Raw genomic sequence first — 14,383 nt, 5'->3', positions numbered from 1 at the left:
AATGCTTTCTGTATTATTTTTTTATAATAGTAATTTTAAGCTTATCTTTATTATCATTAATATGTTTTAAAACACCATTATTATTATTCATTAATTCAAGTGTGCCGTCGTCACGTTTAGTTAAATAGGTTTTTCTTTCGACTGAGATTAATAAGTTTGGCAATTCACGACCAAAACTAGTAGTTACATTTATATATTTAAATTTTTTATTAGCCGTAATGATACAATCGCCATTTTCTGTTTCTTTAATCGTAAAACTAGTTCTCATATCATCAATTGATTCATCATTTGGGATTGTATCTATAGCGTTATTTCCTATAATATAATTATCATCTTTGTTTATTTTATGTAAACGAGTGAGCGGGTCGGCAAGAAAGCCTTGATGAGTGATTTGTGATATTATTTGTGCGTTTTTTGAACCGAATTTTGCAGTAAGAACTCTTGCATCTTTAATATTTACTGTGTTTTCTTGGCGATATGGGGTGTGTAAATAAACATTCATTCTATTGAAATCTTTGTTGAATTTATCAGATAGTTCCCTATCAAAAGTAAATCCATCAGATTCAAGAATGTGACCCAGAGCGGTAGATGTCGTTTTATCATCACTATTTGGAGTAAATCTTTCTATTTTAGTTTTTAATATAATTGAAGTTGAATTTTTATCATGAATAATTTCTTTTTTATATTTACTAAGATTCTTAAAGTATTGCTTAAGGGAAATAATTTTACTTTTATTATTTAATGTCTGTTTTCTTTTATTTATTATTGATAACCTGAATGATTCTAAAATTGATCCTAACGCTATTTTAATTCTGTGAATAGAACTTGGGAGTGATTTTTTATTCGAGCTGTTATTTTTTATACAGTGAGTATTTTCGGGGGAATAGACAATATTCTTAGTAATTTTAGTCATAAAGGGTCACTTAGTAATATATTTAAATTTAGGGTAGATTATCCCACCCTAAATTTAATGTATTGCAAAAATAGATAACTATTAATTTGGTATTTATCTTTTATAAGTGACCTGTTTTGTGAAGAGCTTATCTCATTAGAGTGAGTTCTAGCCGTGTTATCTGTTCATTTTTCTATTTTTACGGAATGTGAAGTATCTCCCATTTCAGCTATTTGCTTGTTTCTATGTATAAAATTAAATGTATATACAACTTTTTCCATAGAAACAGAGAGCTACTTGTTGTTGTATAACTTTTCTGACTCCCCTTTTTCCACTGTTCGTATAAAAATTCAAATTTAAATGTATATACTTTGTGAATTAAATGTATATATATTTGAATGCAAGATAAATGATTTCAATGAATAGATAGTCTCGAGCACGTTGATATTGATTTAATATATTGATTTTAAATCAGTTAACTGACCTGAAAATAAAGGTGAATTGTCGCTAACAAGGTATCTCGTAGATTATCACCGTAGAAAATTGTTAATTTAAAGTTAATTGAAAATGGATGATAGGGGATACAACCATGCAAAACCGTACAGACTTAACTCGAGTGATCCGCGCTCCACGAGGCAGTGAAAAAGCCTGTAAAAGCTGGCTGACTGAAGCCGCGTACCGGATGATCCAAAATAATTTAGACCCCGATGTTGCTGAGCACCCTCAAAGCTTAGTGGTTTATGGTGGTATCGGTCGTGCAGCCCGTGATTGGGAATGTTATGACAAAATTTTAGAAGTATTAAAAACATTGGAAGACGACCAAACCTTGTTAGTTCAGTCAGGTAAACCTGTCGGAGTATTTCCTACTCATCCAGATGCTCCACGTGTACTAATTGCCAACTCAAATATTGTTCCACATTGGGCGAATTGGGAGCACTTTAATGAGTTAGATCGTAAAGGTTTGATGATGTATGGGCAGATGACCGCGGGTTCATGGATCTATATTGGTTCTCAGGGGATAGTTCAAGGTACCTATGAGACTTTTGTTTCACTTGCAAAACAACATTTTGATGGCAATGCTGCGGGTCGTTGGATTTTAACGGGAGGGCTCGGTGGAATGGGAGGAGCGCAACCTTTAGCCGCGACGATGGCCGGTTTTAGCATGATTGCGGTTGAATGTGATGAAAGCCGTATCGACTTCCGTTTAAGAACCCGTTATGTGGATAAAAAAGCCACTTCACTCGATGAAGCATTGCAATACATTGAAGAAGCAAAAGCGACAGGTAAGCCGGTATCTGTGGGGCTATTAGGTAACGCCGCAGATATTTACAGTGAGTTAGTCAAGCGCAATATAACCCCTGATTCTGTGACTGACCAAACGAGTGCTCATGACCCTGTTCATGGCTATTTACCTCAAGGCTGGTCATTAAATCAATGGCGAGAAAAACAAGAAACCGCTCCAACTGAGGTCACGAAAGCTGCTAAGAAAAGTATGGCGGTTCAAGTGGATGCCATGTTGACAATGCAAAAACGTGGCTCTGCTGCTTTTGACTATGGTAACAATATTCGACAAATGGCTAAGGATGAAGGTATCAGTAATGCCTTTGATTTTCCTGGGTTTGTTCCTGCTTATATTCGACCATTATTTTGTGAAGGGATCGGTCCATTCCGTTGGGTCGCTTTATCGGGAGACCCCGAAGATATTTATAAAACCGATCAAAAAGTCAAAGAGTTATTGCCTGACGACAAGCACTTACATAATTGGCTAGACATGGCCCGTGAGCGCATTGCTTTTCAAGGTCTGCCAGCACGCATCTGTTGGGTAGGGTTAAAAGATAGAGAAAGGTTAGGCCGAGCTTTTAATGAAATGGTGAAAAGTGGCGAATTAAAAGGACCTATTGTGATTGGGCGTGATCATTTAGATTCAGGTTCAGTGGCAAGCCCGCACCGTGAAACAGAATCAATGAAAGATGGTTCTGATGCCGTTTCTGACTGGCCGCTATTGAACGCATTATTAAATACTGCGGGAGGCGCTACATGGGTTAGCTTACACCATGGTGGTGGTGTGGGTATGGGCTTTTCTCAGCATTCAGGCGTAGTCATTGTCTGTGATGGAACAGATGCTGCCGATAAGCGTTTAGCTCGTGTCTTACATAATGACCCAGCAACGGGGGTTATGCGCCATGCGGATGCAGGTTATGACATTGCAATTAACTGCGCCAAACAGCAAGGGCTTAATTTGCCAATGGTTAAGTAATGTTGTTTGCCGGCGACTGTTGAGCCGGCAACATTCTGGAATAATAAGGAATTCAGTATGAATGCTGCATCAATTCAGAAAAAACAAGGGCCACTGGCAGGGATCAAAGTGATCGATTTAAGCCGTGTATTAGCGGGTCCTTATTGCACCGGTATGATGGCTGATCTTGGTGCTGAAGTCATTAAAATTGAAGTGCCTAATCATGGTGATGATAGCCGCCATTTAGGGCCTTTTATTGATGGTGAAAGCGTTTATTACGGCTTGATTAATCGTGGGAAACGTAGCATTGAGCTGGATCTTAAAGCGGATGAAGACCGCGCTATTCTTTTTCGATTAGTTAAAGAAAGCGATGTTGTTGTTGAAAACTTCCGCCCCGGTGTTACTAAAAGGCTCGGTATTGATTTTGATAGCTTAAAAAATCATAACCCTAAATTAATCTATGCCAGTATTTCAGGGTTTGGTCAAAACAGCCCATTAGCAAGTTACCCTGCGTATGACATTGTGGCACAAGCGATGTCAGGTTTAATGAGTGTCACAGGGTTCCCTGAAACGGGGCCAACGCGTAGTGGCGAATCTATCGGAGATGTCTGTGCTGGTATGTTTGCTTCATGGGCGATCAGCAGCGCGTTATTTGCCCGAGAACGACACAATGAGGCGGCACAATACATTGATGTTGCTATGGTTGATGTGTTACTGAGTATGCAATTAACCGGGCTTTCAAACTTATTTGCTCATAATAAAGCACCAAGTTTAGTTGGGAATCGCCATCCTGTTTCTACGCCATTTGATACTTACCATGCAAAAGATGGTTTAGTGGTAATAGCGATTGCCAGTGAAAAACTATTTCAACGTTTTTGCGAGTGCATGGGGAAAACTGAGCTTTGTCAGGACCCCCGCTATTTTGATGACCCCACCAGAACGCAACACCAAGCGGATTTAAGAAAAGAGATCGAAAGCTGGACTTGCCAAAAAACCGTTGAAGAAGTGTGTGATTTATTGTTAAACGCAGGGGTACCGGCTTCACCAATCCATGATTTACAGCAAGCAACACAGAGCGAGCATGCACAAGTACGTCAAGTACTCACTTATTTAAATGATGGTGGTACCCCGTTGATTTCTCAGCCCGTTTTTTTCAATGGTAATAAGCCACATTCAACATTACGAGCCCCTGTATTAGGTGAGGCAAATGCTATTTATAAGCCAGCGAAAACAACAACTAAAAATGCGGAGACAATGTTATGAGCTTTGAAATTAATGAAACTGAACAGGCAATTGTTGATGCAGTAGAAAAAGTATGTCACGACATTTTGCAACCTAATGCACAACGCTATGATGAAACCGAAACGTTCTGTGCTGAAAGTCTACAAGCGTTGGGAGAAATGGGGTGCTGGGGGATTAATTTACCTGAACAGTATGGTGGTTTTGGTATTGGTAGTATTGCGATGAGTAGGGTTGTTGAGGCTGTGGCGGCAGCTTGTGCATCTACCTCATCTGCATTAACAGCCCATTTCCTAGCAACAGATTCAATTTTAGTGGGGGGAACGGAAGAACAAAAAGCATATTGGCTACCGAAAGCGGCAACAGGTGAAATGTTAGGAGCATTCGGTTTAACAGAACCAGCTGCTGGCTCTAACCCAGCCGATATGCGAACAGTCGCTACACGTGAAAACAGCGGCTGGCGTATCCGAGGTAACAAACACTATATTACCAATGCTAAAGAAGCCGATTTTATCGTGTTGTATGCCAAAACAGATGTTGAGGCAGGAGCCCGCGGGATCAGCGCTTTTATGATCCCAAAAGGCACAGAAGGCGTAGCCTTTTCACAGCCAGAGAAAACCATGGGGCTACGTGGCAGTACGATTTATGAATTAGCTTTAAATTGTTGGCTACCTGAATCTGCCTTATTAGGTGAGGAAAATAAAGGGTTTCATACGGCAATGGAAGTACTAGATAAAGGCCGTGTCGAAGTGGCAGCAACCTCGCTCGGTATTGCTCGGGCAGCGATGGAAAGTGCTTTAGGTTGGGTCAAAGAACGTCAAATTGGTAAAAAACCATTAGCTGCATACCAAGGGACACAATGGCGTATCGCCGATATGCACACGCAACTTGAAGCTGCACGTATGTTGACATGGCGCGCCGCTGAGTTACGTGATTCAGGAGAGCGCTTTAGCTTGCAGTCAGCCACAGCAAAATTATTTGCTGCTGAATGTGCTGGTTTCGTGACTGATGCTGCATTACAGCTTCATGGTGGGTATGGTTATATTCGTGACCTTCCATTAGAACGTTATGTACGTGATGCACGAATTTTACGGATTTTTGAAGGTACTTCGGAGATCCAAAAGATCATTATTTCTCGTGCGGTTTTAGATGCGATTTAATTTATTTTAAAAATAATGAGCGAGTAGGCGGGACAGGCGGCTACTCGTTCATAAGGCAGCATAGGAGCACTACCTGACAACAGGATCATGGAATTAAAACACAACAACAATCAGGTTTAAGAATGTATTTCAATTAGTTACTGTGGGTGAATAATAGATAAAACATCATCCAGCGTAATGGTTAATAACTGTACCTTACGATTGTAGTTATTGCGGGTTCATTACGATTAATTGGTTCATTCTTTAGGCCAGCCTTGCTTAAAGAGGAGTTACCATGACAGTATCAAACGACATCGCGACAGGGCAAAAAAGTCGGCAGGAGAATGTACCACTAATCGAAGCTCGTTCCATCGATTACATTCCTGAGTCTGAACGCCATGGCACCTTATCGAGTCAATTTACACTTTGGTTCGGTTCTAATTTGCAGATAACAGCAATTGTAACCGGTGCATTAGCTGTAGTACTTGGTGGGGACGTGTTCTGGTCATTAATCGGCTTATTTATTGGCCAATTGCTAGGTGGTTCAGTAATGGCTTTGCATGCAGTGCAAGGGCCAAAGCTGGGGTTACCACAAATGATTTCTAGCCGTGTGCAGTTTGGGGTATACGGTGCCGTTATCCCTATTTTATTAGTATGCATGATGTATGTTGGGTTCTCTGCCAGTGGCACGGTATTAGCGGGGCAAGCGGTTGGTCAGCTTATGCATGTAAGTGACTGGATGGGGATTTTAATATTTGGTGCTGTGATTATTGGGATCACCATTTGTGGCTACCGAATTATTCATATTCTCGGAAAAGCAGCGAGCGTGATTGGAGTGATTACGTTCTTTTATCTATTTTTCCGTCTGTTTTATATGAATGATGTTTCGGTATTACTGGAAAATCGTCATTTTGATTGGACGCACTTTTTATTAGCCATGTCATTATCAGCATCTTGGCAAATTGCATTTGGCCCTTATGTTGCGGACTACTCGCGTTATTTACCGACAAAAACGCCAACAATTAAAGCATTTATGGCAGTAGGTGCAGGGACTGTTATTGGTACGCAAGCCTCTATGATTTTAGGTGTATTTGCGGCGGCCCTTGCAGGGAATAAATTTGCGGGTAATGAAGTTGCTTATATTGTGGGCTTAGGTAGTACAGGGTTAATTGCGGCGTTGTTATATATCAGTATTTTCTTTGGTAAGGTCACAATAACGGCTCTAAATGCTTACGGTAGTTTTATGTCGATGGCTGCGATTTGGTGTGGCTTCCGTGGTAAAAGCCAAATTTCTCGTGGGCAGCGGTTATTTTTCATTATTCTGATGGTGAGTTTTTCGACAGCTTTAGGGTTGGCAGGGCAACATTCTTTTCTAAAACTGTTCTCTTCTTTCTTATTATTTTTACTGGCATTTTTCACTCCTTGGAGTGCGATAAACCTAGTGGATTATTATTGGGTGACAAAAGGTCGCTACGATGTACCTGAACTTGCAAACCCTGATGGCCGTTATGGTCGCTGGAATAAAGTAGGGATCGTGACCTATGTTGTTGGGGTATTGATCCAATTACCTTTTATTTCAACAGGTTTCTATACCGGTCCTTTAGTTGAAAAACTGGGTGGTGTTGATATTTCATGGATTGTCGGTTTAGTTGCAACCAGTATTATTTATTATATCGCGATAAAAAAATGGCCAATGTCTGTTGCTGATAAATTGATATTACCTACAACAAAATAATGTGAAATACCCCTTATTTAATTATTAACAGATTTATTTAAAAGATAATTGAGAAAGCCAATAGTAGTGAATTTTTCACTGCTAGGGCTTCTCTCAACCTAAAAACGATTTTGAATCCTCTTTATATAAGCCAATCGTTGAAGAATTGGATAGGAGTTACGATGAAAATTTTAGTCGCAGTGAAGCGAGTGATTGACCATAACGTTAAAGTGAGAGTTAAAGCTGATGGCTCTGGGGTGGAATTGGCTAATGTCAAAATGGCAATTAACCCATTTGATGAAATTGCTGTAGAAGAAGCAGTACGTTTAAAAGAATCCGGCAAAGCGACTGAAGTGATCGCTGTTTCTGTGGGGGATATTAGTTACCAAGAAACGCTGCGTAGTGCGATGGCAATTGGTGCCGACCGCGCCATTTTAATTCAGCGACCCGCTGAGTTAGCGTTAGAGCCGTTGGATATTGCTCGCTTACTACAACAAATTGTCGATAAAGAACATGCTGACCTGATTTTGTTAGGTAAACAGGCAATTGATGATGACTGTAACCAAACAGGTCAAATGTTATCGGCATTATTAGATTACCCACAAGCGACATTTGCTTCACAAATTAAAATCGACGGTGGAACACTGCAAGTGACACGGGAAATTGATGGGGGGTTAGAAACGTTAGAAATGCCATTGCCAGCAGTCGTGACAACAGACTTACGGTTAAATGAACCTCGCTATGCAACTTTACCTAATATTATGAAAGCAAAGAAAAAACCTCTAGATATCATTGATATTGCTGATATGAATTTTTCACCATTGGGGCAAGTTAAAACGCTCAAGGTCAGTGAGCCGAAAAAGCGTGTTGGGCAATGTACATTACTAAGTAGTGCAACCGCATTAGTCAGTGAACTGCAAGCGAAAGAAGTGATTTAACAGAGGGAAATGAATATGAGCCAAACATCAGTGTTAGTGATTGTCGAACATGATAATCAAACAATAAAATCATCAACTTATCATAATATTACCGCTGCTCATGAAATTCTTGCTGCTGGTGGTGAACTACACTTATTCGTTGCTGGGAGCCAGACAGCTTCAGTTGCTCAATTAGCTGCGAGCATCAAAGGTGTTAATAAAGTTCTAGAAATTCAATCTGATGAGCTTGAAGGGCAATTAGCTGAGCCAATCACCAGTGCGATTGTTGCGGTTGCTAAAGGCTATACACATTTGTTGTTTCCTGCGACAACATTTGGGAAAAATATTGCTCCGCGTGTCGCCGCAACACTAGGTGTTGCTCAAATTTCAGATATTACTCAAGTCATTGACTCACAAACATTCATTCGTCCTATTTATGCGGGGAATGCATTGGCAACAGTGCAGAATAATGGTCAACAAGTCGTGATCACCGTGCGAAGCTCTGCATTTTCTGGCGCAAAAGAAACACAAAATAGCGCTCAAATTGAAAATGTTACCCTTGCACAACTCCCCCAGCGAGCACTATTAAAGAGCCAATCGTTAACACAAGTAAGCCGTGCAGAATTGAGTTCCGCTAAAGTCGTGATTTCTGGTGGCCGCGGTTTAAGTTCTGGTGAGAATTTCGCTTTATTAGAAACCATTGCTGACAAACTGGGTGCCGCAGTAGGGGCTTCGCGCGCGGCAGTCGATGCCGGTTATGTTCCTAACGATTATCAGGTTGGGCAAACAGGGAAAATTGTGGCGCCCGATTTGTATATCGCAGTTGGAATTTCTGGCGCAATTCAACATGTTGCAGGTATGAAAGAAAGTAAAGTGATCGTCGCCATTAATAGCGATCCTGACGCGCCTATTTTCCAAGTGGCGGATTATGGCATTGTTGGCGATCTATTTGAGATCTTACCTGAATTTGATAAAGCATTGGCGTAAGAGAGGGCATATGGCTATCGACAACATTGAGAATATAAACGAGGCTCCCGAGCGGGAATCGATGGAGTTCGATGTCCTGATTGTCGGTGGTGGGCCTGCAGGGTTATCGGCAGCAATTCGTTTAAAACAGCTAGCCGCAGAAAAAGGGGCTGAGCTCTCCGTTTGTTTAATTGATAAAGGGGTAGAAATAGGGGCGCATATTTTATCAGGAGCCGTAATTGACCCTCGCGCTTTAGATGAATTACTACCAGATTGGCAGCAAAAGGTAACAGCCCCTTTAACCGCAGTAACCCAAGACCGTTTTTTATGGCTAAAAGAAAATAAATTCAATCAGTTACCGTTATCTTTATTACCAAGTAGTTTAAAAAATAATGGCAATTTAATTGGGAGTCTAGGTCAAATTAGCGCGGCTTTGGCGGTTGAAGCAGAGGCGTTAGGTGTAGATGTTTTCGCTGGGTTTGCGGCTACTGAGGTGCTATTTGATGACGCAGGAAGCGTGATTGGCGTGACGACAGGGGATATGGGATTAGATAAATCTGGCTCGCCCACCGCGATGTACCAAGCTGGGATGAATTTAGTTGCTAAAATGACCTTTTTTGCCGAAGGGTGTCGGGGGCAACTAGGTAAACAATTAATTGAACGTTTTGATTTAGCTGCAAACAGCGGTAAGCAAACTTATGGGTTAGGGATCAAAGAAATTTGGCAGATCCCAAAAGAACAGCATCAGCCAGGGGTTGTGATCCATTCAGTAGGGTGGCCATTAGATAATCACACTTATGGAGGTGGTTTTGCTTACCATTACGGTGAAGACCTCGTGGCTGTTGGGTTAGTTGTTGGTCTGAATTATGAAAACCCATATTTATCTCCCTTTGAAGAGTTTCAGCGTTTAAAAACGCATCCTGCTTTTAGTGATTTTTTGTCTGGTGGTAAACGGATTAGCTACGGAGCAAGAAGCATGGTAGCAGGAGGCCTTGCTGCATTACCTGAGCTAAGTTTTCCTGGTGGTGCATTAATTGGTGATGATGCAGGCTTTTTAAATGCTGCACGCATAAAAGGAACTCATTGTGCAGTTAAAAGTGGGTCATTAGCAGCTGAGGCATTGTTTGGTTCTTTACATCATGAAACGGTAGATTATTCGCGATTTAAATCATTATTTCGCCAGCTATTTGAGGATAGTTGGCTATATCAAGAACTTTATCAAACACGCAATTTTAAGCCATATATGAAAAAAGGGTTAGTTATTGGCTCAATGTTATTTGGGGCTGAACAGCTACTGTTGAAGGGGAAAAGCCCTTGGACACTGAAGCTCAAGCAAGCTGATCATGAAAATATAAAAGAAGCGAGTAAATTTCAACCAATAATATATCCAAAACCGGATGGTGTGCTGACTTTTGATAAGGCTTCATCTGTATTTTTATCAAATACTAACCATGAAGAAGACCAGCCTTGCCATTTAAAATTGGCGGATATCACAGTGCCAATCCAAATTAATTTAGCTAAATATGCGGCTCCAGAAACGCGTTATTGCCCCGCAGGTGTATATGAAGTCTTGGGGGAAATTAACCAAGAAAAACTGCAAATTAATGCGCAAAACTGCCTACATTGTAAGGCTTGCGATATTAAAGACCCATTACAAAATATAACTTGGACTGCACCACAAGGGGGAGAGGGGCCAATTTACCAAGGAATGTAAGGGGGAAATTATTGTTTGTGATGTAGATGTGCTTGATGTTTTTTTATTTTTATCAGTCGTTTTGGGGCATTATTGCCCCATTTTTTTATAGATTATTATCAATACGGGTATGTAATTTTAATTTATAACGAGAGCCTGCAGAGGTCATGTTGACGTAGCTAATTAATGTATTGCCAGTCCAAGTGCGTCGACTGAGTTGTAAACAAGGGGAATTTTCTTTTACTGATAACGATTGTGCAATTGATTTTGTCGCAAGTGCCGCTTCAATGGTATGTTCCATTTCACTAACAGGAAAATGGCGTTGTAAATAGCCGCTTGGTGTTTCCGTATCGCCGTATTTTTGTTTTACAAATTCAGGTGCAATAGCATGGTTCACGTAGCGTTCTTCTAACATTAAAGGGATATCATTTTCAAAGTGGAGCACTTTACAATATCCGACTTCACTTCCTTCTGTAATACCAAGTTGTAATGCAATTTCTGCGGAAGCAAGGATGACTTTCAGTTGCAACTGGTGACCACTATATTTATTACCACTTACAGATATTTCATCAAAAATATCAAACGCCCTGGTAACAGGAAGCTCATGTTTTTGAGTTGCAACAAAAGTGCCCTTTCCTGCAATACGATTTAGAATACCTTTCTGACTTAATTCTGAAATAGCTTTATTTACCGTCATACGGCTTACATTGAACTGTGCACAGAGTTCAAGTTCGGTAGGGATTTGAGTTTCTGGCTTAAAAACCCCTAAATCAATACTGCGTAAAATGTAAGACTGAATTTGCTTGTATGCAGGTTGTGATGTCATCGCTTTTATTCAAAATTATTGTTAGAAGAAGGGAGAAAATGGCGCTCTTGCTACATTTTACCCACCAATTTTGTATTGAATGCAAGTTTATCAGTAATTATTGGCTTTACTAGTAGGAGTCGCCTATTTATAGGGGAAGGCCCCGAGTAATTGTTATTTACAGATGCTCGTCATTGTCTGAATTATTTTATTATAGTGTAAGTTTTTCTAGGGCAATATACCTTTATTTAATATCATAATGTTAAATTTACTATAACAAATAGGCATCATTTATGGGCGTTCAGTATTTTCAAACGACTTTAACACAGTGTGATTATAAAAATGTCACCCCGATAGGTATGGTGAGGTTGTTAGCATCAGATAAAGTGTTTTTTTTCAATCAAGATGACTTTAAAAACAGCCAAATATTTTTGGATAGGTTGAAAAAGGGTGATGTACTGATTATTTGTGCAGAACAGATGAATGATGGCAGTTATTGGGTAAACTGGGTATACCATGAAACCAAAGGACGCTTAGAGCCAGATAGAACGGTCGGTTTTACTCGTAAGCTTGGAATACAATTTTTAATTTCATTGTTTTTAATGGCACTAATACCTGCAGTGTATTACTGTTTTATTGAAGCTGATGATAATTTTTTAATGATAATACTTGTGGCAGTGTTAGGCTGCGCAGCTTTTACTGGTATTGTATTATTTGTGTTAGTGCTTGCAGAAATAAAACATATTTTAAGTTTGAAGCGTAAATTAATTTTGAAGGCACTGGATTTAGTCATTGATGAACAATATAAAACTAATGGCCAAGACCAGCAAATTGATATTTTAGGTATAAAAAAAACGAAAACTAAGCCTGCCAAATTACATAAAGCCACTAATATTGGCATAGAGCAAACCTCTTTATCTTCTACGCGTGGTAAAACCAATATTACTGCTAACCTCAGTGTCACCATTGCAGCAGGAGATACAGAACAAAAGCTTAATCAAATCAGCTTACAAATAAATAAAGAACATCTGGATGTCTTAGTGTCGGCGAATGAGCCACTCTTTAATAACCATAGTTTGTTTATCGCTCAAGGGGATGAGCTTGAGGTTTATCATAAAAATCTCCAAGAGAACTCAAAAGAGCAAGTCGTCTTTGGCATCTACAATCATCAAGATGGTTTAGCATATAGCCTTATTGGTAAAGGTGCGCCCCAAGAACGAGGGTTTTATTACGGCTTATGGGGATTCACTGGTTTGATTCTTATTTTCTTAGTATTAATGGCTCTCGGACTATCTATTGCTGAAACTATGGAAAAAGGAGGGTACTGGGACTACTGGGATTGGATAAATCTTGTTGATACGGGTGGGTTATATATCAGTTTTGCAGTTTCAATTGTGTTGGGAATTAGTTTTCTTATCGGTTTGTGTGTGGCGGTCTATTTTAAAATATCTAAGCGCGGTAATGCGTATTATCAAGCTCAGTATTTATTGAAGCATTTACGTCGACAGCAAGGCAAAACTGATTATGTCACGGAGGTTCGGTCATGAATCCATTTCTCAGTAGGCATTTTATCTTATTAACGTTGGCTTTTGCGCTAAGTTTTATTTTTATTGTATTCGTATTTGTGCGTGATGGTACAGTTGATTGGCAGTGGGAAAAACATAATGAAAATGGGCCTGTTATCGCAAATTATGACTGGGCGACTACTTTTCCTGCTGAGAATGGCATGTTGATTATTGCTCAAAAAAGTAATAACCAAAGTTACTATTATTCGTTGTATAACAACTATACAAATTTTAGTGAGTATAGCTATCAAGTTTTGTTTGCAGATAACCAAGGTGTGCGTTTTATTACTCGTGCTGATGATAGTTTTTACAATGCAGTCTGTGAAAGAAAAGAGTGTTTAATTATTTTAAGAGATGGCTACCGAAAAATTAATTTAATTGATTTCTCAATCAGTGAGTTAATACCTTGGCAAGATAAATCTGGAGAGTTATTCTCTGCGTTGATCACGGGGAAAATCTACCAATCTAAAGGCCTACCTGCATATATTGTTGCGAGTAATGAGAATATCTTTATCAGCCAAGATAAAGGTATAACTTGGGAACACTTTATGAATGTGAGAAATTTAGCCAAGTCGTTATTTCCTGAGGAAATTGAAGGTAATTCAAATTTTTCCTATGCAACGTATCGAGATAAAGTGGTGATGTGGTACAGCTACGGTAATCAGATGGGGTCACTTGAGGTTATTATGGATATACCAACGAAACAGGTGGTTAGTAGTAAATGGTTACCTGTTCGCATCAATGAAGCAGCACAAAACCTTAATGGTGATATTTTTGTTATTGCTCAAGAGCCTTCTCGTCGGTTATTTTCTTTAATGCAATTTCATACCAATGGGACTTTCGAACTGATCGCCGAAAATGGTTATAATAATATGCATGAGCTAAAAGTTGGTCATAAAGGTGTCATTGTTTCAGAGTGGGTTAGGGGTTCTCAGCAATATCTAATGATGGATTTAACGACAAAAACGCTGCGTCATCGTCCGGAATTATCACTGTATAACAAAGTCTATAATGATAGCGACCAGTCTTTTATTGATATAGACAGTATTTATTCAGATGAAAGCACCATAGAAAAAGGTGCATCTGTTTCTTATCAATCAGTACATTAATGCTATTGTAATATATTATTGATTATTAATAATATAGTTAATAAAAAAGGATAAGATTCCTCTTATCCTTTTTTGGTCATGATCTATTGCAAATTCATACAAAACCTA

At 39.5% G+C, this 14,383-nt stretch carries 11 protein-coding genes; 9 read left to right on the top strand and 2 right to left on the bottom strand.

Features of this window, described 5'->3' with window-relative positions; genetic code table 11:
* Window positions 1-13: 13 nt before the first annotated feature.
* The gene (locus ACHB7C_RS05520) at window positions 14-913 is read right to left on the bottom strand and encodes a hypothetical protein (RefSeq protein WP_198860926.1); all 900 of its coding nucleotides are present in this window, start codon (window positions 911-913) and stop codon (window positions 14-16) included.
* A 568-nt stretch (window positions 914-1,481) separates the two neighbouring features.
* On the opposite strand from ACHB7C_RS05520, the gene hutU reads away from it, so the two are divergent.
* The 7 genes from hutU to ACHB7C_RS05485 all read left to right on the top strand — a co-directional run bounded on the left by hutU (window position 1,482) and on the right by ACHB7C_RS05485 (window position 10,817).
* The gene (gene hutU / locus ACHB7C_RS05515) at window positions 1,482-3,149 is read left to right on the top strand and encodes a urocanate hydratase (RefSeq protein WP_042846308.1); all 1,668 of its coding nucleotides are present in this window, start codon (window positions 1,482-1,484) and stop codon (window positions 3,147-3,149) included.
* A 57-nt stretch (window positions 3,150-3,206) separates the two neighbouring features.
* A complete protein-coding gene (locus tag ACHB7C_RS05510) occupies window positions 3,207-4,391 on the top strand; it encodes a CaiB/BaiF CoA-transferase family protein (RefSeq protein WP_042846307.1) in 1,185 nt (394 codons plus the stop codon).
* Window positions 4,388-5,527, top strand: coding sequence for an acyl-CoA dehydrogenase family protein (locus ACHB7C_RS05505; RefSeq protein WP_042846305.1), 1,140 nt, complete (start codon window positions 4,388-4,390; stop codon window positions 5,525-5,527). Before ACHB7C_RS05510 ends, ACHB7C_RS05505 begins: the two co-directional genes overlap by 4 nt.
* A 274-nt stretch (window positions 5,528-5,801) precedes the next feature.
* A complete protein-coding gene (locus tag ACHB7C_RS05500) occupies window positions 5,802-7,241 on the top strand; it encodes a cytosine permease (protein ID WP_042846304.1) in 1,440 nt (479 codons plus the stop codon).
* Window positions 7,242-7,402: 161 nt separating this feature from the next.
* Window positions 7,403-8,158 (top strand): electron transfer flavoprotein subunit beta/FixA family protein, encoded by a 756-nt coding sequence (locus ACHB7C_RS05495; protein WP_166685164.1) that lies wholly within the window; start codon window positions 7,403-7,405, stop codon window positions 8,156-8,158.
* Between the two features lie 15 nt (window positions 8,159-8,173).
* Entirely contained in the window at window positions 8,174-9,124 is a 951-nt protein-coding gene (locus ACHB7C_RS05490) for an electron transfer flavoprotein subunit alpha/FixB family protein (protein ID WP_048606123.1), read from the top strand.
* 10 nt (window positions 9,125-9,134) lie between these two features.
* Window positions 9,135-10,817, top strand: a complete 1,683-nt coding sequence (locus ACHB7C_RS05485) for an electron transfer flavoprotein-ubiquinone oxidoreductase (RefSeq protein ID WP_166685163.1) — start codon at window positions 9,135-9,137, stop codon at window positions 10,815-10,817.
* A gap of 85 nt (window positions 10,818-10,902) precedes the next feature.
* On the opposite strand, the gene ACHB7C_RS05480 is transcribed toward ACHB7C_RS05485, so the two are convergent.
* Complete coding sequence (locus ACHB7C_RS05480; RefSeq protein ID WP_395346671.1) at window positions 10,903-11,622, bottom strand: UTRA domain-containing protein; 720 nt, start codon at window positions 11,620-11,622, stop codon at window positions 10,903-10,905.
* Window positions 11,623-11,894: 272 nt separating this feature from the next.
* On the opposite strand from ACHB7C_RS05480, the gene ACHB7C_RS05475 reads away from it, so the two are divergent.
* Complete coding sequence (locus tag ACHB7C_RS05475; RefSeq protein ID WP_395346669.1) at window positions 11,895-13,148, top strand: hypothetical protein; 1,254 nt, start codon at window positions 11,895-11,897, stop codon at window positions 13,146-13,148.
* The gene (locus ACHB7C_RS05470; protein WP_395346667.1) at window positions 13,145-14,275 is read left to right on the top strand and encodes a hypothetical protein; all 1,131 of its coding nucleotides are present in this window, start codon (window positions 13,145-13,147) and stop codon (window positions 14,273-14,275) included. Before ACHB7C_RS05475 ends, ACHB7C_RS05470 begins: the two co-directional genes overlap by 4 nt.
* The last annotated feature ends 108 nt before the right edge of the window (window positions 14,276-14,383 follow it).

The sequence above is a fragment of the Providencia sp. 2024EL-00732 genome (assembly GCF_044006275.1).
GTDB classification, from domain to species: Bacteria; Pseudomonadota; Gammaproteobacteria; order Enterobacterales; family Enterobacteriaceae; genus Providencia; species Providencia huashanensis.
Note: the sequence above shows the minus strand (reverse complement) of the source record. Positions and strands in the feature narration are given on the sequence as shown.